At 60.6% G+C, this 22,435-nt stretch carries 24 protein-coding genes; 19 read left to right on the top strand and 5 right to left on the bottom strand.

The features are described 5' to 3' along the window. Positions 1 to 180 precede the first annotated feature (180 nt). The 3 genes from mpl to ACSFE6_RS25445 are packed head-to-tail and all read left to right on the top strand — an operon-like array spanning position 181 to position 2,436. Positions 181 to 1,530 carry a UDP-N-acetylmuramate:L-alanyl-gamma-D-glutamyl-meso-diaminopimelate ligase gene (gene mpl, locus ACSFE6_RS25455; RefSeq protein ID WP_435430168.1) on the top strand — a complete coding sequence of 450 codons (1,350 nt, stop codon included), beginning with the start codon at positions 181 to 183 and terminating at the stop codon, positions 1,528 to 1,530. Then, entirely contained in the window at positions 1,527 to 2,159 is a 633-nt protein-coding gene (gene ubiX, locus ACSFE6_RS25450; protein ID WP_433737317.1) for a flavin prenyltransferase UbiX, read from the top strand. The genes mpl and ubiX overlap by 4 nt, the downstream gene beginning before the upstream one ends. Next, complete coding sequence (locus ACSFE6_RS25445; protein WP_435430167.1) at positions 2,152 to 2,436, top strand: YceK/YidQ family lipoprotein; 285 nt, start codon at positions 2,152 to 2,154, stop codon at positions 2,434 to 2,436. The genes ubiX and ACSFE6_RS25445 overlap by 8 nt, the downstream gene beginning before the upstream one ends. 115 nt (positions 2,437 to 2,551) lie before the next feature. Here the strand turns inward: ACSFE6_RS25445 and ACSFE6_RS25440 are convergent, their stop codons facing one another. The 3 genes from ACSFE6_RS25440 to ACSFE6_RS25430 form a co-directional block, all read right to left on the bottom strand. Continuing rightward, positions 2,552 to 3,193, bottom strand: a complete 642-nt coding sequence (locus ACSFE6_RS25440) for an oxidoreductase (protein ID WP_435430166.1) — start codon at positions 3,191 to 3,193, stop codon at positions 2,552 to 2,554. 26 nt (positions 3,194 to 3,219) lie between these two features. Further along, complete coding sequence (locus tag ACSFE6_RS25435) at positions 3,220 to 4,938, bottom strand: C13 family peptidase (RefSeq protein WP_435430165.1); 1,719 nt, start codon at positions 4,936 to 4,938, stop codon at positions 3,220 to 3,222. Positions 4,939 to 5,050: 112 nt separating this feature from the next. Continuing rightward, on the bottom strand, positions 5,051 to 5,506 hold the full coding sequence (locus tag ACSFE6_RS25430) for a MaoC family dehydratase (RefSeq protein WP_435430164.1): 456 nt from the start codon (positions 5,504 to 5,506) through the stop codon (positions 5,051 to 5,053). A gap of 196 nt (positions 5,507 to 5,702) precedes the next feature. Here ACSFE6_RS25430 and ACSFE6_RS25425 point away from each other — a divergent pair, with 196 nt between their 5' ends. From ACSFE6_RS25425 to ACSFE6_RS25415, 3 genes are read left to right on the top strand one after another with little or no spacing between them, the layout of a single operon-like run. Then, positions 5,703 to 6,068 carry a CidA/LrgA family protein gene (locus ACSFE6_RS25425; protein WP_435430163.1) on the top strand — a complete coding sequence of 122 codons (366 nt, stop codon included), beginning with the start codon at positions 5,703 to 5,705 and terminating at the stop codon, positions 6,066 to 6,068. Next, positions 6,065 to 6,781, top strand: coding sequence for an LrgB family protein (locus ACSFE6_RS25420; RefSeq protein ID WP_435430162.1), 717 nt, complete (start codon positions 6,065 to 6,067; stop codon positions 6,779 to 6,781). The genes ACSFE6_RS25425 and ACSFE6_RS25420 overlap by 4 nt, the downstream gene beginning before the upstream one ends. 11 nt (positions 6,782 to 6,792) lie before the next feature. Further along, complete coding sequence (locus tag ACSFE6_RS25415; RefSeq protein WP_435430161.1) at positions 6,793 to 7,383, top strand: LON peptidase substrate-binding domain-containing protein; 591 nt, start codon at positions 6,793 to 6,795, stop codon at positions 7,381 to 7,383. A gap of 6 nt (positions 7,384 to 7,389) precedes the next feature. Here ACSFE6_RS25415 and ACSFE6_RS25410 read toward each other — a convergent pair whose 3' ends face one another. Next, positions 7,390 to 8,706 (bottom strand): bifunctional DedA family/phosphatase PAP2 family protein, encoded by a 1,317-nt coding sequence (locus tag ACSFE6_RS25410; RefSeq protein WP_435430160.1) that lies wholly within the window; start codon positions 8,704 to 8,706, stop codon positions 7,390 to 7,392. A 139-nt stretch (positions 8,707 to 8,845) separates the two neighbouring features. Further along, entirely contained in the window at positions 8,846 to 9,544 is a 699-nt protein-coding gene (locus ACSFE6_RS25405) for a DNA-3-methyladenine glycosylase (protein ID WP_435430159.1), read from the bottom strand. 189 nt (positions 9,545 to 9,733) lie between these two features. Between ACSFE6_RS25405 and ACSFE6_RS25400 the strand changes: the two genes are divergently transcribed. The 13 genes from ACSFE6_RS25400 (at position 9,734) to ACSFE6_RS25340 (ending at position 22,315) form a co-directional block, all read left to right on the top strand. Further along, the gene (locus tag ACSFE6_RS25400; RefSeq protein ID WP_435430158.1) at positions 9,734 to 11,005 is read left to right on the top strand and encodes a glutamate-5-semialdehyde dehydrogenase; all 1,272 of its coding nucleotides are present in this window, start codon (positions 9,734 to 9,736) and stop codon (positions 11,003 to 11,005) included. 1 nt (position 11,006) lies between these two features. After that, entirely contained in the window at positions 11,007 to 11,696 is a 690-nt protein-coding gene (nadD, locus tag ACSFE6_RS25395) for a nicotinate-nucleotide adenylyltransferase (protein ID WP_435430170.1), read from the top strand. A gap of 72 nt (positions 11,697 to 11,768) precedes the next feature. Further along, positions 11,769 to 12,263: a ribosome silencing factor gene (rsfS, locus tag ACSFE6_RS25390; protein WP_435430157.1), complete on the top strand. Its 495-nt coding sequence runs from the start codon at positions 11,769 to 11,771 to the stop codon at positions 12,261 to 12,263. Between the two features lie 9 nt (positions 12,264 to 12,272). Then, positions 12,273 to 12,740, top strand: coding sequence for a 23S rRNA (pseudouridine(1915)-N(3))-methyltransferase RlmH (gene rlmH, locus ACSFE6_RS25385; RefSeq protein ID WP_007937439.1), 468 nt, complete (start codon positions 12,273 to 12,275; stop codon positions 12,738 to 12,740). Positions 12,741 to 12,751: 11 nt separating this feature from the next. Continuing rightward, entirely contained in the window at positions 12,752 to 14,647 is a 1,896-nt protein-coding gene (gene mrdA / locus ACSFE6_RS25380) for a penicillin-binding protein 2 (protein WP_435430156.1), read from the top strand. A gap of 31 nt (positions 14,648 to 14,678) precedes the next feature. Continuing rightward, entirely contained in the window at positions 14,679 to 15,782 is a 1,104-nt protein-coding gene (rodA, locus tag ACSFE6_RS25375) for a rod shape-determining protein RodA (RefSeq protein WP_435430169.1), read from the top strand. 17 nt (positions 15,783 to 15,799) lie between these two features. Beyond that, complete coding sequence (gene mltB / locus ACSFE6_RS25370; protein WP_435430155.1) at positions 15,800 to 16,810, top strand: lytic murein transglycosylase B; 1,011 nt, start codon at positions 15,800 to 15,802, stop codon at positions 16,808 to 16,810. Further along, the gene (locus tag ACSFE6_RS25365; protein WP_435430154.1) at positions 16,810 to 17,817 is read left to right on the top strand and encodes a septal ring lytic transglycosylase RlpA family protein; all 1,008 of its coding nucleotides are present in this window, start codon (positions 16,810 to 16,812) and stop codon (positions 17,815 to 17,817) included. The genes mltB and ACSFE6_RS25365 overlap by 1 nt, the downstream gene beginning before the upstream one ends. A 185-nt stretch (positions 17,818 to 18,002) precedes the next feature. Next, the gene (locus ACSFE6_RS25360) at positions 18,003 to 19,160 is read left to right on the top strand and encodes a D-alanyl-D-alanine carboxypeptidase family protein (RefSeq protein WP_435430153.1); all 1,158 of its coding nucleotides are present in this window, start codon (positions 18,003 to 18,005) and stop codon (positions 19,158 to 19,160) included. An 84-nt stretch (positions 19,161 to 19,244) separates the two neighbouring features. After that, on the top strand, positions 19,245 to 19,520 hold the full coding sequence (locus ACSFE6_RS25355) for a DUF493 domain-containing protein (protein ID WP_077045559.1): 276 nt from the start codon (positions 19,245 to 19,247) through the stop codon (positions 19,518 to 19,520). Continuing rightward, entirely contained in the window at positions 19,520 to 20,167 is a 648-nt protein-coding gene (gene lipB, locus ACSFE6_RS25350; protein ID WP_435430152.1) for a lipoyl(octanoyl) transferase LipB, read from the top strand. The genes ACSFE6_RS25355 and lipB overlap by 1 nt, the downstream gene beginning before the upstream one ends. 1 nt (position 20,168) lies before the next feature. Further along, positions 20,169 to 21,191: a lipoyl synthase gene (lipA, locus tag ACSFE6_RS25345; protein ID WP_090325473.1), complete on the top strand. Its 1,023-nt coding sequence runs from the start codon at positions 20,169 to 20,171 to the stop codon at positions 21,189 to 21,191. A gap of 173 nt (positions 21,192 to 21,364) precedes the next feature. Then, the gene (locus ACSFE6_RS25340) at positions 21,365 to 22,315 is read left to right on the top strand and encodes a S66 peptidase family protein (protein WP_435430151.1); all 951 of its coding nucleotides are present in this window, start codon (positions 21,365 to 21,367) and stop codon (positions 22,313 to 22,315) included. Positions 22,316 to 22,435 lie beyond the last annotated feature (120 nt).

The following is a 22,435-nucleotide window of genomic DNA, read 5'->3' as shown; positions in this document are numbered from 1 at the left end:
GAAGAAAGGAGGGGGCAGGGAAACCGCTGTGGTGTGTGTGGGGGTGGGTCTGCGCACGGGGGGGGTGGGTTGTTTGGGGGGGGAGCGAGCCTGCTCGCGAAGGCGTCCTCAATCCATAAACACAAGGTGCGATTTTCCCCTCCCTAGGCTAACCTGCGGCCATGTTTTACGAGGTCGACTATGCACATTCATATTCTTGGTATCTGCGGCACTTTCATGGGTTCGATGGCGGTTCTGGCCAAAGAGCTGGGCCATCACGTGACGGGCTCCGATGCCAACGTCTATCCGCCGATGAGCACGCAGCTCGAGGCCCAGGGCATCGAGTTGACCCAGGGGTATGACCCGGCGCAACTCGACCCGGCACCGGATCTGGTGGTGATCGGCAATGCCATGTCTCGCGGTAACCCCGCGGTGGAATATGTGCTGAACAAAGGTCTGCCTTACGTTTCCGGCCCGCAATGGCTGGCCGATCACGTCCTGCAAGGTCGCTGGGTGCTGGCGGTTGCCGGTACCCACGGCAAGACCACCACCAGCAGCATGCTCGCCTGGGTGCTGGAGCATGCGGGCATGAGCCCGGGCTTCCTGATCGGTGGCGTGCCGCAGAATTTCTCGGTGTCGGCGCGTCTGGGCGGTACACCGTTTTTTGTAATCGAAGCCGATGAATACGACAGCGCGTTTTTCGACAAACGCTCCAAGTTCGTTCACTACCGCCCGCGCACGGCGATTCTGAACAACCTCGAATTCGACCATGCCGATATCTTCCCGGACCTGACCGCCATCGAGCGGCAGTTCCACCACCTGGTGCGCACCATCCCGAGCGAAGGCCTGGTGATTCACCCGACCACCGAGCCGGCGTTGCAGCGTGTTATTGAAATGGGCTGCTGGACACCGGTGCAAACCACCGGCGCCGGCGGTCAGTGGCAGGTCAAGTTGCTTAGTGAAGACGGTTCGGCTTTCGAAGTGATGTTCGAAGGTGTTTCCCAGGGTGTGGTCGAGTGGGACATGACCGGTCAGCACAATGTGGCCAACGCACTGGCCACCTTGGCGGCGGCGCGTCACGTTGGCGTGGTGCCCTCGATGGGCATCGCGGCATTGAGCGCCTTCAAAAGCGTGAAGCGGCGGATGGAGAAGGTTGCGGACGTACGTGGCATCACCATCTATGACGACTTCGCTCACCACCCGACCGCCATCGCCACGACGCTTGACGGCCTGCGTAAGCGCATTGGCGATGCGCCGTTGATCGCGATCATCGAACCGCGCTCCAACTCCATGAAACTGGGGGCGCACCGTGACGGTTTGCCGGAAAGCGTGGTCGATGCCGATCAGGTGATTTGGTACGCGCCCGCCAACCTCGGCTGGGACCTGGCCGCCACCGCGGCGCTGTGCACCGTGCCGTCGATTGTCAGCGACTCGCTGGAAGGCATCATCGAGCGCGTGAAGAGCCAGGCACAACCGGGCACCCACGTGGTGATCATGAGCAACGGCGGCTTCGGCGGCCTGCACGGCAAACTCGCCGAGGCACTCAAATGAACAACGGTCCGGATCGCATAACGCTGGCAATGACCGGCGCTTCCGGCGCCCAGTACGGCTTACGCCTGCTCGATTGTTTGGTGCGTGAAGACCGTGAAGTGCATTTCCTGATTTCCAAGGCCGCGCAACTGGTGATGGCCACCGAAACCGATGTCACGTTGCCGGCCAAGCCGCAATCGATGCAAGCCTTCCTCACCGAATACACCGGTGCCGCCGCCGGGCAGATTCGCGTGTACGGCAAGGAAGACTGGATGTCACCGGTGGCGTCCGGCTCCGGCTCGCCAGCGGCAATGGTGGTGGTGCCTTGTTCCACAGGAACCTTGTCGGCGATTGCGACCGGTGCCTGCAACAACCTGATCGAACGTGCCGCCGACGTAACCTTGAAGGAGCGTCGTCAGCTGATTCTGGTGCCGCGCGAGGCGCCGTATTCGAGCATTCATCTGGAGCACATGCTCAAGCTGTCGAACATGGGCGTGACGATTCTGCCAGCATCGCCAGGTTTCTATCATCAGCCGCAAACCATAGACGACCTGATCGATTTCGTGGTGGCGCGGATTCTCAACCTGCTGAACATTCCCCAGGACATGCTGCCGCGTTGGGGCGAACACCATCTGTCCAGTGATGAATAAACTGTGGGTGGTGCTGTTGGCATTGCAGCTGACCGGGTGCGCCACGGCACGTACGCTCGATGCCGCCAAGCCGGGAGCGCCGGTGGTGTACGCGGGAACGCGGCTGGATCTGTATGCGATGAACGGTGGCTGTTGCGCCATGGACCGTTTCGGTGCTGAGGCGCCGAGTTATCCGGGGGTTGATCTACCGGCCAGTGCGTTGCTCGACACGCTGCTGTTGCCGTTGTCGTTGCTGACGGTGTTGGGGGTTAACTTTCAGGCGACGGGTGGACTGTAGCGTCCGGCGTTGAATCGGTTTTGCGCCCTTCGCGAGCAGGCTCGCTCCCACAGGGAGCATGCTTAAACTGTGGGAGCGAGCCTGCTCGCGAAGGCGTCTGTGCAGGCGCCGAAAATTACTTGCCGAGCTTCCTCAACTCGTCCGACTCGACGATCCTTAGCCCATCCTGCTCTTCCAGCGCCAGGCGCCACATGGCGCGGGCCAGTTGGCAGGCTTCGATGCCGTGGTACTTGCCGGGGATCAGCCGTGACAGGGGACCGGCGACTTTTTCCGCCAGTCGCGGTTCGAGGCGTTCGCCCAGCAGCAGCGAAGGCCGGCAAATCGTCAGCTGAGGCCAATCCTGCGCCCGCAGCGCGTATTCCATCTCGCCTTTGACCCGGTTATAGAAGTTCGAAGACCGGCGATCGGCTCCCAATGCGCTGATCACGATCAAGTGCCGTGCGCCCATCTCCCGGGCGCGTTTGGCGAATGCCACCACCATGTCCAGATCCACGGCGCGAAACGCTTGCTCCGAGCCTGCCTGCTTGATGGTGGTGCCCAGGCAGCAATAGGCGATGTCGACGCGACCGCTCAACTGCGGCAGAAACATCGCAGGATCGCCGACCGGGTTTTCAAGGTGGGGATGCCTGGCCAATGGCCGGCGTGAGGGCGCCAATACCCGCGTAATCGTTGGCTCATTGAGCAAGCGATCGAGCAAATGTTCACCGGTCAAACCGGTGGCTCCGGCAAGCAATACGTGCTGTGGCGTCAAGTACATAGTGTTTCTCCCTTGATACTCTCAGCTTAGTTGGTCTTTGCATCCTTGCTGTCAATGGAGGTGCTTTGCAGTGCTTTTCGTGCTTGTTGTTTGCGCAGCAATTGCCAGTGGGACAGCACGGTTTTCGGCGCCCATATCTGCGGCTCGGAGGCTTCGTAGCTGTCGGCCATTTCGCGCTCGGCAACGGTGGCCTTGGCCAGCTTGAAGGCTTGTTCCAGATCATCGGTCTGGTTCAAGGCCCGGGCGAACAGGGCATCACCGAAGTAAGTGAAGTTGGCTTCTTCCGAGCAGCCGAAGGACACGCGGTCGGCCCGCGAGGCGGTCATGATCAAGGTGCGTTCGTCCTTGAGGGCAGGAATGAAACCACCGGAGTAGCAGGATGAAATCACGATGATCTTGTCGCGATTTTTCAGCGGAGCGAGTACCGCGGCCAGTTCATCAGCGGGCAGGTCGGCCAGCTCCATGCGCGGTTGGTCGAGCACCAGTTCGTGTTCGCTGGTGCCGTGACTGGTCAGGTAGATGAAGATCAGGTCTTCCGGGCCACTGCGGTCGGCCAGGGCCACGGCGGCGCGACGCAGGTTTTCCCGGGTGGCCATCGGTCGGTCGCCAAGATGATCGCGATGGTTCACCAGGCGGATCTGGCCAAAGGCACCGAAACGGCTGGTGAGCATGTTGGCGACATAATCGGATTCGCGCAGGAACACGCTCTGCTTGCCGTCGCCGCCCAGGGTCAAGGTGTACAGCTCTATCGCCGGGGTCGAGGCCGGCAGGTTGTTTACGGCCTCTTCGAGCAGGCGACCCTGAGCCAGCAGGCCGAGTTCGAGGGTGTCGGGCAGTAACTTGCCATCGGCGTCACGCACGCGCTGGCCGTTGATCCAGGTGCCACTGAGCACCGCGCCATCCGTCAGTACCAGCGTGCCGCGACCGGAATAGGCGTCGTTATCGAACTGGCCAATGTAGAAGCTACCGTCGGCGAGGTTCAAGCGTCCTTGACCGCTGAAACGCCAGTCGTTGAAGTGGCCGATGTAGTGGCTGCCATCGGCGCCGATCAACTCGCCCTTACCGTTGAGCGAGCCTTCCTTGAATTGCCCCAGCCAGACATCGCCGTCAGCGTTCTCGTAACGCCCCTTGCCGTGCAGTTGATTGTTCTTGAAGCCGCCGATATAGATGTCGCCGTCGGCGCTGTTGAAGGTTCCGTTGCCCTCCAGCTGGCCGTCGACAAAATGCCCGGTGTACTGATTGCCGCTACCATCGCCGCGTTGGCCTTCACCGTTGGGTTTGCCGTGGGCGAACTGTCCCTGGTAGGCGCTGCCATCTTCGAGCTCCAGGCGGCCGAGTCCTGAATACTGATCGGCCTTGAACTCGCCACGGTAGGTCATACCGTTTTCCTTGAGGGTGCCTTCGCCGTCGCGTCGGCCGAGCTTGAAACCGCCGTTGTAGCTGCCGCCGTGGGTGCTCAGGCTGCCTTGGCCGTCGAACAGGCCTTGACTGAACTGACCGCGATAAACCTCGCCGTTGCTGCCGTGCCATTCGCCCTGGCCATGCCATTGGCCCTTGTTGAACTCGCCGGCATACCAGCTGCCATTGGGGTAATCGATGCGGCCCTGGCCTTGCAGCAATCCATCGACCAGATCACCACGATAGCGTCCACCGTCCGGCAGGCGGGCGTCGGGAGGCAGCGGCGATTCGCCGTCGCCACAAGCGGTGAGCGTCAGGGTCAAGGCAAGGAGTGCGAGTGAGCGCATAGCGGGTTCCGGGCAATTAGGCGACCGAGTATGCCGCAGCTATGTGTCGTTATACAGCCAGTAGAAAAACAAGGGTGCGAAACAGCATCAGCTGCTTCGCATCCGGGGGGAATTACACGAAACAGAGCGACAAGGGCTCGGCGATATAGGCCGGTTTGTCCGAACCTTCGATTTCCAGGGTGGTGGTGGCCTTGAGCAGCCATTGACCGGGTTTTTTCTCGGTGACTTCAGTAAGGTCGACCTTGAGCCGCACTTTCGAATTGACCTTGACCGGCTGAATGAAACGCACGCTGTCCAGGCCGTAATTGACCACCATCTTCAGGCCTTCGGGCACGACGAGGATGTCTTCCATCAGTTTCGGGATCAGCGACAGCGACAGGAATCCGTGGGCAATGGTGCTGCCAAAAGGCGTTTGTGCGGCTTTGACCGGGTCAACGTGGATGAACTGATAGTCCCCTGTGGCTTCGGCGAACAGGTTGATGCGCTCCTGATCGATCGTGAGCCATTCGGAACGTCCAAGTTCCTTGCCGACATAATCTTTGAGCTCTGCAACTGGAACGTAGGGCATTGAGACTCTCCTTGGGTTCATCGGTTTTATAGTTTTGAGGTGGGGGATTTGACCTCCCGGATTACCACTTTAGATCACCATGGCAAATTGCTCCGGTCAACCGACCATGCTTTTGGCGAATGCCGATGTATAGGGCAGGCGTGCTTATAATGCTCGGCGCGTCATTGCGGGTAACGCGGTTCGTGGGGGATGAAGGATGTTGTTACGAGGTTTGACCTGGCTGGTGCTGTTCCAATTGCTCGGCACGGCCATCAACCATTTGTTTTTACCAGTGCTGCCGGGGCCGATTGTCGGCTTGCTGCTGTTGCTGGCGTTTTTGATTGCCCGTGGTCAGGTCGGTGAACCGCTGAACCTGGCGGCCAGCAGCCTGCTGCGCTATCTGCCATTGCTTCTGGTACCGCCGGCCGTGGGAGTGATGGTTTACGCCCAGGACATCGCAGCGGACTTCTGGGCCATTGTGGGAGCGCTGGTGTTGTCGCTGATACTGTCCATGGCATTCGCCGGCGTGCTGATGCAACGCCTGATCAAACGGCATGCCCATCCTCGTGGGGACAGCCAATGACCCTTGACTGGCACGGCGCTTGGGTGTCGGTAATTCATCATCCGTTGTTCGGCATCGGCATTACCCTCGGTGCTTATCAGCTGGTGCTGGCGGCCTTCGAGAAAACCCGATGGATCTTTTTGCAGCCGGTGCTGGTCTCCATGTTGCTGGTGATCGGCGTGCTGGTGGGCTGCGGGCTGACGTATGCCGAGTACCGCAAAAGCACCGAAATTCTCAGCATCCTGCTCGGCCCGGCCACAGTTGCGCTGGCCGTGCCGCTCTACCTCAATCTGCGGCGGATTCGGCAGTTGTTCTGGCCGATATTTACTACGCTGGTGATAGGTGGTGTGGTTGCCACGGGAATGGGCGTACTGCTGGGTTGGTGGTTCGGGGCTGAACACATGATCCTGATGACCATGGCACCGAAGTCGGTGACGTCACCGATTGCCATGCTGGTGGCGGAGCAGATCGGCGGAGTCGCGGCGCTGGCGGCTGTATTTGTGCTGATCACGGGGGTGATCGGCGCGATCTTCGGCCCGAGCCTGTTGACCCGCCTTGGCGTCCACAACCCTGAAGCTCGCGGCATGGCGTTGGGAATGACGGCGCACGCGGTCGGCACGGCGGTGGCGATGCAGGAGAATGAGGAGTGCGGCGCCTTTGCGGCGCTGGCGATGAGTTTGATGGGCGTGGCCACGGCAGTGTTGCTGCCGCTGGCGGTGTCGATGGTGGTGTGAAGGAAATGTCTATGAGTCTGCCGCTTTTTCCGCTGAACACGGTACTGTTTCCGGGCTGCATCCTCGACCTGCAGATTTTCGAGGCGCGTTACCTGGACATGATCGGTCGCTGCATGAAACAGGGCGGCGGCTTCGGCGTGGTGTGCATCCTTGATGGTAAGGAAGTCGGGATCGCCCCGGCCGGCTACGCATTGGTTGGGTGCGAGGCGTTGATCACCGATTTCAATCAGCAGGACAACGGCCTGCTGGGGATCCGTGTACAGGGCGGCAGGCGTTTTCATGTGTTAAAGGCAGAGGTTCAGCCCGACCAGTTGATCGTCGCGGATGTCGAGTGGCTTGAGGACGAGCCGGAGCAGCCGCTGCAGGACGAGGACGCCGATCTGGTGGCCTTGCTCAAGGCGCTGGCCGAGCACCCCATGGTCGAAGCGCTGAACATGGGCACCGAAGCGACCGGGCAACAGTCGCTGGCCAATCAATTGGCGTACCTGTTGCCCTTCGCTGAAGAAGACAAGATCGACCTGCTGCAACTCGATGATCCGCAGCAGCGCCTGGATGCGATACAGGCGTTGCTGGATGAATTGCAAGGTGAGTTGTTTGCCTGACGGGCTTTAGTACGCGTATCTCAACATCGTATGCGGCAAATGCCGCAACACGAAAAACCCGAACAGCGCCACCAGCGACGGAAGCACCAGCCACCAGACCTTGGGTGGCATCGCATCAAGCGAAGTCTGGCGTTGAATCAGCCACAGGCTAGCGGCGCAGACACAGGCCGCCAGCATGGCACCTGCCAAGACATCCGTCGGCCAATGCGCCCCCAGATACACCCGCGACAATGCAATCGCCAATGCCGGCAGACAGCCCACCAGCAGCCAGGTCAGGCGCATGCGCGGCGGTTGTCCGCGGCCGGCGAGGACAGCCAGAGTCAAAAACAGCGCGAAGGAGCCGGAGGCATGGCCGCTGGGCATGCTGTAGCTGGTCAGCGGGTCGCTGAGCACTTCCGGGCGCAGGCGGGCGAAAAAGTGTTTGGTCGCGGTGTTGGCCAGTGCGGTGAACAGCAGCGTGCTGCACGCGAAAATTGCGTGGCGCCATTGCCGTGTGATCAGCAGCAACACAACCAGCAAGGTACTGAATACCAGCATGTTGTGGAATTCACCGATCAACGTGAAAACCACGGCCACTTCATCAAGTATCGGACTGCGATGTTCCTGCACCAGGGTCATCAAACCTTGATCAAGGGCTGTCAGGTGCGAATAGCCGATAAACAGCGCAGCCAGAATCAGCAAGCTCATGCCGGTAATGAATATTGTGGCCTTGCGATGCTTGCGCAGGCTGCTGGTCGCACTCAGCCCAACCATCAATGCAATGCTACCGGCGACGATCCCGGCTTGCGGCCAGAAGCCTTCGGGTAATGGCAAGCGAATGGCCGCGCCTGTGGCCCAGCCCGGCAGCAGGTAGGCCACCGACCACCCGGCGCCGGCCAGCAGGCTGACGGCGAAAAAGCGCGGGAAGGGCATGTCGAACATCCCGGCCACCATCGGCAGCATGGGGCGCAAAGGGCCGATAAAGCGCCCGACCAACAGGCTGGCGATGCCGTAGCGCTGGAAGTACGCCTCGGCCCCGGCGATCCATTCCGGGTGATGGCGCAACCCTGGCAGGCGACGGATGTTTTGGTGGAAATGACGACCCAGAAAGTACGAAACCACGTCACCCAGCACGCCGGCGAGGAATCCCAGTAACAAGGTTTCGCTTAATGACAGCGCTCCGCTGCCGGCCAACACGGCCACGGCGAACAACAGTACCGTGCCAGGTACGATCAGTCCGGCGATGGCCAGGCATTCGATGAAGGCGACGATGAACACGGCTGCCGCCAGCCATTGCGGGTTGAGCGTCAACCAACCGGTCAAGCTATCGAGCCATGGGCCCATAAATACAACTCCATTGAATGTTCAATTGCCCCTTGTGGGAGCGAGCCTGCTCGCGAAAGCGCATTATCAGTCAACAAAGGTTGCTGGTTGTGCTGGCCCCTTCGCGAGCAGGCTCGCTCCCACAGGGTTTTTCGTGCTTTCAGGACAGCACAAAATAATCGCGACCTTCGACTTGCCCCCGTCGTAGCGGATTCCGCGTGCAATAGGCTGCATAGGATGCATCGACGAAACGGTACATCAGGTGTTCGTCGCGCCCATGGGGAATGCCCAGGCGCGTGGCCTGAATGACATGGGCGGGTGTCTGGCCGACGTCTTCGACCAGTAACACCTCATGATCGAAGCGCTTGGCGTCCCAGGCCGGCACCTTCAAACCCAGCGACTTGCAGAGCAAGGTCTGCCCGGCGCAGAGCTTTTGTGACGGGCGAGGGCGGCCCTGGGCATCGGGATTGTTCAGCAGCATTTGCGCCAGGCTCGCCGGTCCGCTCAATTCGTCGACCCAGGGGTAGGCGGATTTGATCAAGACTGCGTTGCCGGGGCCTTGGGCGCTGAAGTTCAGGGAGTCGCCACCCCGGGCGTAATACATATAGATGTGGCCGCCATCCAGAAACAAAGCCTTACGTTTTTCTGTATAGCCAAGGGACGCGTGGCTGCCTTTTTCGGCGCAGTAGTAGGCTTCGGTCTCAATGATTCGGGCGCTGAGCCACAGGTCGCCGACCCGGTGTCGGATGACCTTGCCCAGTAAATCCCGGGCGAGAATTTGCGCATCGCGGTCGAAAAATGCGTCCGGGAGGCCCTTGGGCGGGCTCGCGGCGGACGCTCGAACAGTCAGGTCGGTCATGATGAACGGCGTTTATCAGGGCTGATTGAGTCGTGATGATAACAATTTGCGGCTTAATCCCGGCTGAACGTCGGCAAATTGCCCTCCATTTCGACCATCCGCCCGTCACTGCTGTTAGTCGGGAGACACGACAGCTATAATCGGCCGCTTTATTCTTTACCAAGTCCTATTCGAAGACCACGCCAGACCATGACTGAGTCCGTTCTTGACTACATGACCCGCCTGGGTCGCGCTGCCCGCGAAGCTTCCCGCGTCATCGGCCGTGCCAGCACTGCGCAGAAGAATCGCGCACTGCAAGCCGCTGCCAACGCGTTGGACGCAGCCCGCGCCGAGCTGACCGCCGCCAACGAGCTGGATCTGGCAGCTGGCCGCGCCAATGGTCTGGAACCGGCGCTGCTTGAACGTCTGGCGCTGACCCCGGCCCGAATCGACGGCATGATCGTGGGGCTGCGTCAGGTGGCCGCGCTGCCGGATCCGGTCGGCGCGATCCGTGACATGAGCTATCGGCCGTCGGGGATTCAGGTCGGCAAGATGCGCGTGCCGCTGGGCGTGATCGGGATCATTTACGAATCGCGGCCCAACGTCACCATCGATGCCGCCAGCCTGTGCCTGAAGTCCGGCAATGCGACCATCCTGCGTGGCGGCTCCGAAGCCATTCATTCAAATCGTGCCATCGCCGCCTGCATTCAGCGCGGCCTGTCCGAAGCCGATCTGCCGGCCGCCGTGGTGCAAGTAGTCGAAACCACTGATCGCGCCGCCGTCGGTGCGTTGATTGCCATGCCCGAGTTCGTCGACGTCATCGTGCCCCGTGGTGGCCGTGGCCTGATCGAACGGATCAGTCGCGATGCCCGCGTGCCCGTGATCAAGCATCTGGACGGCATCTGCCATGTTTACGTCAGTGCCCACGCCGACCTGCCGAAAGCCCAGCGCATCGCGTTCAACGCCAAGACTTATCGCTATGGCATCTGCGGTGCGATGGAAACGCTGCTGGTCGACCAAGTCGTTGCCAAAGATTTCCTTCCTGCGATGGCCGCCCAGTTCCGCGAAAAAGGCGTCGAGCTGCGCGGCTGCGAGCGCACCCGGGCGATCATCGATGCGCTACCGGCTACCGAGGAGGACTGGAGCACCGAATATCTGGCGCCGATTCTGTCGATTCGCGTGGTCGACGGATTGGAGCAGGCCATTGAGCACATCAACCATTACGGGTCGCACCACACCGATTCGATCGTCAGCGAACACCAGGGCGACGCCCGGCGTTTCGTGGCTGAAGTCGACTCGTCGTCGGTGATGATCAACACGCCAACCTGCTTTGCCGATGGCTTCGAATACGGATTGGGTGCCGAGATCGGCATTTCTACTGATAAGCTGCACGCCCGCGGACCGGTCGGTCTCGAAGGTCTGACCTGCGAGAAGTACGTCGTGGTCGGTGATGGCCAGTTGCGCGGACAGGAGTCGGTCTGACTTGGGCGACCTCGACCCGTCAGCCCCGGTAACTGCCCGCGCGCCTCGACCCAGACGCATCGGCATACTGGGCGGGACCTTCGATCCGGTGCACGTCGGCCATTTGCGCGGTGCGCTGGAAGTCGCCGAATCGCTGGCGCTCGATGAGTTGCGCCTGGTGCCGAGCGCCAGGCCGCCCCATCGGGATGCGCCGCAGGTGTCGGCGAAGGACCGTCTGGCGATGGTCCGGTGCGCGGTGGCCGGTGTGGCACCGCTGGTGGTGGATGCCCGCGAATTGCAGCGGGACAAGCCGTCCTACACCATTGATACCCTGGAACTGATGCGTGCCGAACTGGCCGCGCAGGACCAGGTTTTTCTGCTTTTGGGCTGGGACGCATTTTGCGGCCTGCCCACTTGGCACCGCTGGGAAGAGTTGCTCCAGCATTGCCATATCCTGGTGCTACAGCGCCCGGACGCCGACAGCGAACCGCCGGATGCCTTGCGCAACCTGCTGGCAGCGCGCTCGGTAAGCGACCCGCTGGCCCTCAAGGGGCCGAGCGGACAGATTGCATTCGTCTGGCAGACACCGCTCGCGGTATCCGCCACCCAGATCCGTCAACTGCTGGCCAGCGGTAAGTCGGTACGTTTCCTGGTGCCCGACGCGGTCCTGGCCTACATCGATGCGCACGGACTTTACCGTGCGTCGAACTGAACAAGGCGTGCTTCACTGATACGGATCCACGTGTCGCCAAACCGCCGAATACATGAGCAAAACGAGTTTTATATGACCAACAACGACGTAAACAAAGTTAAGCGCAAAGGCACATTCAAGAGTGCCCCGCTGCCTGAGCCGGTTGCCACCAACGAGCCGCTCAACGGCGACGAACTGGTCAAAGTGGCCGTAGCGGCCCTGGAAGACGTCAAGGCGCAGGACATTCAGGTCATCGATGTCCGCGACAAGCAGAGCATCACCGACTACATGATCATCGCGACCGGTACGTCCAACCGCCAGATCAACGCGATGCTGGATAAGGTTCGCGAAGAAGTCAAAAAGAAAGGCGCCCGTCCGTTGGGTGAAGAAGGAAAGGGCGATAGCGACTGGGTGCTGCTGGACCTGGACCTGGTCATCGTGCACATGATGACCGCCTCGGCCCGCCAGTTCTACGACCTGGAGCGCCTGTGGGTGGGTGCCGAGCAGAGCCGTGCCGCCGATGGCAAGCACCACAGCCCTGAAGTTGGTCACGAGCATTTCACCAAGCTCAACAAAGACCAGGAATAAGGAACGGCTGTGCGACTGCGACTGATCGCCGTCGGTTCACGCATGCCCAAATGGGTGGAAGAAGGCTGGCATGAATATGCCAAGCGTCTTCCGTCCGAACTGGCGCTGGAACTGGTGGAAATACCGCTCAATACCCGTGGCAAGAACGCCGACGTGGCGCGCTTCATCCGTCAGGAAGGCGAAGCCATGCTGGCCAAGGTCGGGCCGAACGAGCGCGTTGTCACCCTCGAAGTCCACGGCAAGCCCTGGAGTACCGAGCAACTGGCGGTCGAACTCGATCGCTGGCGGCTGGACTCGCGCACGGTGAATTTCATGGTCGGCGGCCCCGAAGGGCTGGCGCCGGAAGTCTGCGCCCGTGCCGACCAGCGCTGGTCGCTCTCGCCATTGACGTTGCCGCACCCGCTGGTACGCATTCTCATCGGCGAACAGCTGTATCGTGCCTGGACCGTGCTGTCCGGCCACCCTTATCACAAGTAGTTCTACCCCTCATGACCCAACCGATCCGCATCAAGGACCACGAAAAAGACGCCCGTCTGGTGCGTGGCCGCGTCGTGTTCGGGGCAATTGCAGTGGTGGCGCTGATCGGTGTGCTGATCGCGCGTCTTTATTTCCTGCAGGTGATCCAGTACGAGTACCACTCGACCCTGTCGGAGAACAACCGCGTCCATGTGCAGCCGATTCCACCGACTCGCGGGTTGATTTTCGACCGTAATGGCGTGGTGATTGCCGACAACCGGCCCAGTTTCAGCCTGAGCATGACCCGCGAACGTTCCGGCGACTGGCAGCAGGTGCTCGACGTGATCGTCGAGGTGCTGGAACTGACGCCTGAGGACAGGGTGATCTTCGAGAAGCGCATGCGTCAGGGGCGCCGGCCGTTCGAGCCGGTGCCGATCCTGTTCGAACTGACCGAAGAGCAGATCGCCCGGATCGCCGTGAACCAGTTCCGGCTGCCGGGGGTGGAAGTGGTGGCGCAGTTGGTCCGACATTACCCGCAGGGCGCGCACTTTGCGCACTCGGTGGGTTACATGGGGCGGATCAACGAGAAAGAGCTGAAGTCCCTCGACCCGGTCAACTACAGCGGCACCCATCACATTGGCAAAACCGGTATTGAGCGTTTCTACGAGCCGGAGCTGCACGGCCAGGTGGGTTACGAGGAAGTCGAAACCAATGCGCGGGGCCGTGTTTTGCGGGTGCTCAAGCGTACCGAACCGGTTTCCGGCAAGGACATTGTCCTGAGCCTGGACATCAAGTTGCAGGAAGCGGCCGAAGCCGCGCTCGGCGGCCGCCGTGGTGCGGTGGTGGCACTGGACCCGAAAACCGGTGAAGTGCTGGCGATGGTCAGCCAGCCAAGTTTCGATCCGAACCTGTTCGTGACCGGCATCAGCTTCAAGGCTTACTCCGAGCTACGCGACTCCATCGACCGGCCGCTGTTCAATCGCGTGTTGCGCGGTCTGTACCCGCCGGGTTCGACGATCAAGCCTGCGGTGGCCATTGCCGGTCTGGATGCGGGTGTGGTGACGGCCTCGTCCCGAGTGTTCGACCCCGGCTACTACATGCTGCCCAACTACGATCACAAATACCGTAACTGGAACCGGACCGGTGACGGTTTCGTCGACCTCGATACCGCGATCATGCGTTCCAACGACACCTATTTCTACGACCTGGCCCACAAGCTGGGCATCGATCGGTTGTCGGCGTACATGACCAAGTTCGGTATCGGTCAGAAAGTCTCACTGGACATGTTCGAAGAGTCACCAGGGTTGATGCCGACCCGGGAATGGAAGCGCGCGACCCGCCGTCAGGCGTGGTTCCCGGGCGAGACACTGATTCTCGGGATTGGTCAGGGGTACATGCAGTCGACGCCGTTGCAACTGGCCCAGGCTACTGCATTGGTGGCCAACAAGGGTGTCTGGAACCGTCCGCACCTGGCCAAGACCATCGAAGGTGAGAAACCGGTGGATCCGAATCCGATGCCAGACATCATCCTGCGCGATCCGGCGGACTGGACGCGGGTCAACCATGGCATGCAACAGGTAATGCATGGCGCCCGCGGTACCGCGCGCAAAGCCTCGATCGGTGCGCAATACCGGATCGCCGGCAAGAGCGGTACGGCCCAGGTTGTTGCGATCAAGCAGGGTGAGAAGTACGACCGCTCCAAAGTGCAGGAACGCCATCGCGACCACGCCCTGTTCGTGGGCTTCGCGCCGGCCGACGACCCGAAAATCGTGGTCTCGGTGATGGTCGAGAACGGTGAGTCCGGCTCCGGCGTGGCCGCGCCGGTGGTGCGTCAAGTCATGGACGCCTGGCTGCTGGACCAGAACGGCCACCTCAAGCCTGAATACGCCAACCCTATCAGCGCGGAGGCTACGGCCCGTGAAGAGTAATTTCGATCGCATGCTCTCCAGCGAGGATGTGATGCGTCGCCGTGCCACGCTGTTGCAGCGGATGCACATCGACGGCGTGTTGTTGGTACTGCTGCTGACCCTCGCCGCCGGCAGCCTGTTCGTGCTCTATTCGGCCAGTGGCAAAAGCTGGGACCTGCTGGCCAAACAGGCGACTTCATTCGGCATCGGCCTGGTGTCGATGATCATCATCGCCCAGTTCGAACCGCGCTTCATGGCCCGTTGGGTGCCGGTCGGGTACGTGATCGGCGTACTGTTGCTGGTGGTGGTGGACGTCATGGGCCACAACGCCATGGGCGCCACGCGCTGGATCAACATTCCCGGGGTCATTCGCTTCCAGCCATCGGAATTCATGAAGATCCTGATGCCGGCGACCATCGCCTGGTACCTGTCCAAGCGCACCTTGCCGCCGCAGCTCAAGCATGTGGGCATCAGTCTGATGCTGATCGGTGTTCCCTTCATTCTGATCGTGCGCCAGCCGGACCTCGGTACTTCGCTGCTGATTCTGGCCGGTGGCGCATTCGTGCTGTTCATGGGCGGCCTGCGCTGGCGCTGGATCCTCAGCGTGCTCGCCGCGGCCGTGCCCGTGGCGATCGCCATGTGGTTCTTTATCATGCACGACTACCAGAAGCAGCGGATCCTGACGTTCCTCGACCCGGAAAGCGATCCGCTGGGCACCGGCTGGAACATCATCCAGTCCAAGGCCGCCATCGGTTCCGGCGGCGTGTTCGGCAAGGGCTGGCTGCTGGGTACCCAATCGCACCTGGATTTCCTGCCGGAAAGCCATACCGACTTCATCATTGCGGTCATGGGGGAAGAGTTCGGCCTGGTCGGCATCTGCGCCTTGTTGCTGATCTACCTGTTGCTGATCGGTCGTGGGCTGGTGATTACCGCCCAGGCCCAGACCCTGTTCGGCAAGCTGCTGGCGGGTGCCCTGACCATGACGTTTTTTGTTTATGTTTTCGTCAACATCGGTATGGTCAGTGGCCTGTTGCCGGTGGTGGGGGTGCCGTTGCCGTTCATTAGCTACGGAGGAACTTCGCTGGTGACGCTGCTGTCAGCGTTTGGGGTTTTGATGTCGATCCATACCCATCGCAAGTGGATCGCGCAGGTTTGAATAAGGTGAAGAGTTCAATGCAAGTAATGCGTGGCTGGGCGACTCGATACGCGCCGTGGGTCGGCCTGGTAAGCATCCTTGGCACCGCGCAGGAAGCGTTGTCCGGCGATTATGAAGGCTCGCCCCAGGTGGCCGAATTCGTCGGTGAAATGACCCGCGACTACGGTTTCGCCGGTGAACAGCTGATGGGCGTGTTCCGCGAGGCCGAGCGCAAGCAATCGATCCTGGACGCCATTTCCAAACCTGCCGAGCGGGTCAAGCAATGGAGCGAATATCGTCCGATGTTCATCACCGATGCGCGCATCGCCCGCGGTGTGGACTTCTGGCGCCAGCATGAGGCGGTACTGGCCCGCGCCGAACAGGAATATGGCGTGCCGGCTCAAGTCATCGTTTCGATCATTGGCGTCGAAACCTTTTTCGGCCGCAATACCGGAAACTTCCGCGTCATCGATGCCTTGTCGACGCTGGGGTTCGACTATCCTCCCCGTGCCGAATTTTTCCGCAAGGAATTGCGCGAGTTCCTGTTACTGGCCCGGGAAGAGCAGGTTGACCCGCTGACCCTCAAAGGCTCCTATGCCGGTGCCATGGGCCTGCCGCAGTTCATGCCCAGCAGTTTTCGCGCTTATGCAGTGGATTTCGACGGGGATGGCCACATTAATATCTGGAACAACCCGGACGATGCGATCGGCAGCGTTGCCAGCTATTTCAAGCATCACGGTTGGGTCGCCGGCGAAACCGTGGTCAGCCGCGCCGATGTGCGGGGCGATCAGGTGGACGAAGGTTTGACCACCGGTATCGAACCGGCAAAAACCGTCGGAGAGTTGCGGGCCCTGGGCTGGTCAAGTCATGATGCGCTGCGCGATGATATGCCGGTTACCGCTTTTCGCCTGGAAGGCGACAATGGCCCGGAATACTGGATGGGCCTGAAGAATTTTTACGCAATCACGCGTTATAACCGCAGCGTGATGTACGCCATGGCCGTACATCAACTGTCTGAACAGCTGGTTCAAGCACGGGGCGTCAAGTAATGCGGGCATTGCCTATGAATAAACCCCTGAAGCTGATGGCATTTGCCGCGTTGGCAGTGCTGGTCGCCAGTTGTTCGACCAGTCGTTCGCCGGCACAGAAATCCTCCACCGCCGTGCGCTCGGCGCCGGGTCTGGACATCAACCGTGCCCACAAGGATGGCGCGCCTTGGTGGGATGTCGACGTTTCACGCATCCCGGATGCCACGCCAACCCTGCACACCGGCCCGTACAAGGCCAACCCGTACACCGTGTTGGGCAAAACCTATTTCCCGTTGCAAGAATCCAAGACGTACGTGGCTTCGGGCACGGCGTCCTGGTACGGCACCAAGTTCCATGGCCAGAACACCGCCAACGGCGAAGTCTATGACTTGTATGGCATGAGCGCGGCGCACAAGACCTTGCCGCTGCCAAGCTACGTCCGGGTGACCAACCTGGACAACAACAAGACGGTGATCCTGCGGGTCAACGACCGTGGTCCGTTCTATTCGGACCGGATCATTGACCTGTCCTACGCGGCCGCCAAGAAGCTCGGCTACGCCGAAATCGGCACCGCACGGGTCAAGGTCGAAGGCATCGATCCACAGGCGTATTGGGCAGCCAAAGGCCGTCCGGCGCCTTTAATGCTCAACGAGCCACAAGTCGCGCAGAATAGCACCCCGGTGATCACGGCTTCGGCCGGCACCGTCGAGCAATGGACCCCGCCGCCGCAGCAACACGCCGCCGCTGTCGTACCTGTACAGCTCGATGCAAAAAAAAACGCTTCTGCGCCAGCCTCTGGCCAGTATCTGCAGGTGGGCGCGTTCGCCAACCCGGACGCTGCAGAACTCCTGAGGTCCAAGCTCAGCGGGATGGTGAGCGCTCCGGTGTTCATCAGTTCGATCGTGCGCAATCAGCAGACCCTGCATCGGGTTCGCCTGGGGCCGATCGGTTCGCCGGGTGAAGTCCAGCAAGTGCAGAACAGCGTGCGCCTGGCCAATCTTGGTTCGCCAAGTGTGGTCACCGAGTAAAACGTAGGACTTGATTGACGGTTCATCTGCGGTTTTGGGGGGTGAACCAGGTTGTTGGCTCGTTTAAGAACAAAAGCCCGGCAAGGGTGACTGGAGTGAGCAACTGAATACGCGATGGCCCGTTAGAAGGCCATTTGAATAGTTTTGCCTTCGGGCAAGTTTCCATTAGCGATTTCGAGAGACGGATGAACATCACCACCTTTGCCAAACGCCTGTGCCTTCTAGTCCCGCTGCTCCTCTCACCTGCCGCGTTCGCGGCCGAGATGATGCCGTCGCCACCGCAATTGGCCGCCAAGGCCTATGTGCTCATGGACGCCAGCAGCGGCAACGTGCTGGTCGAAAACAATGGTGACCAGCGTCTGCCACCAGCCAGCCTGACCAAGCTGATGACAGCGTACATCGCGACCCTGGAAATCCGTCGTGGCCAGATCGGTGAAAACGATCCGGTGACCGTCAGCGAAAACGCCTGGCGTACCGGCGGTTCGCGGATGTTCATCAAGGTCGGTTCGCAAGTGACCGTCAGCGACTTGCTGCACGGCATCATCATTCAGTCGGGTAACGACGCCAGCGTGGCGGTTGCCGAGCACATCGCCGGCAGCGAAGACGCGTTCGCCGACCTGATGAACAAAACCGTTGCCGACCTGGGCATGACCAACACCCACTTCATGAACCCGACCGGTCTGCCGAACCCTGAGCACTACTCGTCGGCTCACGACATGGCCGTGCTGGCTCGCGCGATCATCCACGAAGACCCCGCTCACTACGCGATCTACTCGCAGAAGGAGTTCTTCTGGAACGGTATCAAGCAACCGAACCGCAACCTGCTGCTGTGGCGTGACAAGACGGTCGACGGTCTGAAAACCGGTCACACCGAAGAAGCGGGCTACTGCATGGTGTCGTCGGCCGTGCGTGATGGCATGCGTCTGATCGCGGTGGTGTTCGGCACCAACAGCGAAGTGGCTCGTGCCGCTGAAACCCAGAAGCTGCTGACTTACGGTTTCCGCTTCTTCGAAACCCAGACCTTCTACCAGAAGGGCACCGAGCTGGCTCAAGCGCCAGTCTGGAAAGGCTCCACCAACCAGGTCAAGGCCGGTCTGGCTGAAGACCTGACCATGACCTTGCCGAAAGGTCAGCTGAAAAAGCTGGCGGCCAGCATGACCATGAACCCGCAACTGGTTGCGCCAATCGCCAAGGGCGATGTGATCGGTAAAGTCGAAGTCAAGCTGGAGGACAAGGTGGTGCACAGCGCCGACCTGATCGCTCTGGACGGCGTCGAAGAGGGTGGTATCTTCCGCCGCATGTGGGATAGCATCCGTCTATTCTTCTACGGCTTGTTCAACTGATAGTGTGCACCTGCATGGCCCCGCGCTCATCCTGCGTGGGGCTATGCCCGTCGCCACGGCTTACGCTTACGAGGCCGTTACGCCATGACCGATACCGAAGTAAAGGCGCCTAAGATCGAATTCCCTGCCAACGATTACCCGGTTAAGGTGATCAGCGACACGGGTGTGGGCAACAAGGACAAGATCATCGACATCGTCCGCAAACACGCAAAGATCAATGACGAGCGTGTGGACGAGCGTCAAAGCAGCAACGGTAAATACACCACGATTCAGTTGCACATCGTCGCCACCGACCAGGACCAGCTGTACAACATCAACAGCGAACTGCGGGCTACCGGCTTCGTGCACATGGTGTTGTGATGTCAGGCACGCTGGGCTTTCGCGAGCTCGGCCAGATGGCTTACGAGCCGGTCTGGCATGCCATGCAAGGTTTCACCAACGAACGCGGCAGCGATGCTGCCGACGAGATCTGGCTGGTCGAGCACCCACCGGTTTTCACCCAGGGGCAAGCCGGCAAGGCCGAACATTTGCTGCTGCCGGGAGATATCCCGGTGGTGCAGGTCGATCGCGGCGGGCAGGTGACGTATCACGGCCCCGGACAATTGGTGGCCTATCTGCTGCTGGACGTGCGCAAGCTGGGTTTCGGTGTGCGTGACCTGGTAACACGCATGGAGACATGCCTGATCGAGCTGCTCGCCAGCTACGGCGTGACGGCGGCGGCCAAGCCGGACGCACCGGGTGTTTATGTCAACGGTGCGAAAATCGCATCCCTGGGTCTGCGGATCCGCCACGGTTGTTCCTTTCATGGCCTGGCCCTGAACGTGGACATGAACCTGGAACCGTTTCGACGGATTAATCCCTGCGGCTACGCCGGGCTGGCGATGACCCAGCTGAGCGATCACGCAGGATCGATTGAATTTGCCGAGGTAAGTGCCCGGCTGCGCGCGCAGCTCGTCAAACACCTCGACTATGCTGAGCAGACGACCCTAACGGGCGGAATCGACTGATATGACTACTGATGCAGTGCAAACCATGATCCCGACGCAGGATGTCACCGAGCGTCCGGCCCCGCGTGCCAAGGTTGAAGCCGGCGTAAAGCTGCGCGGCGCCGAGAAGGTTGCACGCATCCCGGTAAAGATCATTCCGACCACTGAGTTGCCGAAGAAGCCTGACTGGATTCGTGTGCGCATTCCGGTGTCTCCGGAAGTCGACCGCATCAAGGCCCTGCTGCGCAAGCACAAGCTGCACAGCGTGTGCGAAGAGGCATCCTGCCCGAACCTGGGCGAGTGCTTCTCCGGCGGCACCGCGACCTTCATGATCATGGGCGACATCTGCACCCGTCGCTGCCCGTTCTGCGACGTTGGTCATGGTCGTCCGAAGCCACTGGACGTCAATGAGCCGGAAAGCCTGGCCATCGCCATCGCTGACCTGCGCCTGAAGTACGTGGTCATCACCTCGGTGGATCGCGACGACCTGCGTGACGGCGGTGCCCAGCACTTTGCCGACTGCATCCGTGAAATTCGTAAGCTGTCGCCGAACGTGCAGCTCGAAACCCTGGTGCCGGACTACCGTGGCCGCATGGACATCGCGCTGGAAATCACCGCTGCCGAGCCGCCGGATGTGTTCAACCACAACCTGGAAACCGTGCCGCGCCTGTACAAGGCCGCGCGTCCGGGTTCGGACTACCAGTGGTCGCTGACCCTGCTGCAACGCTTCAAGCAGATGATGCCGCACATTCCGACCAAGTCCGGCCTGATGCTGGGGCTGGGCGAGACCGACGACGAAGTCATCGAAGTCATGAAGCGCATGCGTGAGCACGATATCGACATGCTGACCCTGGGCCAGTATCTGCAACCGTCCCGCAGCCACTTGCCAGTACAGCGCTTCGTGCACCCGGACACCTTCGCCTGGTTCGCCGAAGAAGGTTACAAAATGGGCTTCAAGAACGTCGCTTCCGGTCCTTTGGTACGTTCTTCGTACCATGCCGACGAGCAGGCGAAGCTGGTCAAGGCCGAGCTGATGTCGTCCTGATCGGCAGTCAGCAATGAAAAGGCCCGCAAGGCGTTCAGTCTTGCGGGCGTTTTTTTGCCTTGCCTACCGTGACGACAGACATTTCCTGCGACCTGCACAGTGATTAATCCTCTTCTGTTTGTGCCCGTTCCTGACTACTGTGTGCTGAAGTTTTCACCCAGGGAGATTCATGGATGACCGTTCGACCAACCCACACCTTTTGTCCTCATGCACCGGTTCCGGCTTTGCCGTCGCAAGGACTGATCGGCGTCATTGCGCCAGCCGGTCCCGCCCCGCTTGATACCGATAAGGCCGTGCAATGGATGCGCGCCCGCGGTTACTCGCTGAAGATTTTCCCCGGTGTCTACGAGAAGGAGGGCTACCTGGCCGGCAGTGACGAGGTGCGGCTCAATGACCTGCACGCAGCGTTCGCCGATACTGAGGTCGATGCCATCATTTGCCTGCGCGGCGGTTATGGCACGCCGAGGTTGCTGGATCGCATCGATTTCGAACTGTTGCGCAACAACGCCAAGCCCTTTATCGGCTACAGCGACATCACCGCGCTGCATCTGGCGATCAGCCGTTACGCAGGCTTCGTCACCTTCCATGGCCCTCTGCTCAATGCGGATCTGCTGGGTGACAAGCGAAAGCCTACCGAGCCTTCTTTTTTCAATATGCTGCGCGGGCAGGTGAGAGCGGGCAGCGAGTTGGCGCATCCCGTGGCTTACCCGTTGACGACAATCGAGCCGGGCATTGCCCACGGGCGTTTGCTGGGGGGCAATCTGTCTATGATTGCCGCGACCATGGGCACGCCCTACGAGATCGATGCCGAGGGTGTCATCCTGTTCATCGAAGACATCAACGAGCCGTTGTATCGCATCGACCGGCTGCTTACGCATCTGCGATTGGCCGGTACGCTGGGCAAATTGCGCGGGGTGTTGGTGGGGGATGTGGCGGGTGTTGAAGTGCCTGCGCTGGAGCGTTTGCTCAAGCAGACGTTCGAACCGTTGCGGATTCCGGTGCTGTCCGGTTGGCGCAGCGGGCATTGCGACCCTAACCTGACATTGCCCATGGGGGCGCTCGTTAGGCTGGATGCGGGGAGCAAGGCGTTGGTACTGGAGCAGGATGTGGTGATCAAGCGATAGATCGTAGGCGCCTGATAGTCAGTCTTCGCGAGCAGGCTCGCTCCCACAATTGTGGGGGGGGGGCTTCTCGTGGAGATTTTTGCGGGTTCGAAAACCCTCCCCCAAACTTTTTCTTTTATC

Origin of the sequence: Pseudomonas baetica, from assembly GCF_051216495.1 — a bacterium.
Lineage (GTDB): Bacteria > Pseudomonadota > Gammaproteobacteria > Pseudomonadales > Pseudomonadaceae > Aquipseudomonas > Aquipseudomonas baetica_B.
The sequence above is the reverse complement of the archived record's forward strand: the minus strand, read 5'-3'. Positions and strand labels throughout refer to the sequence as shown.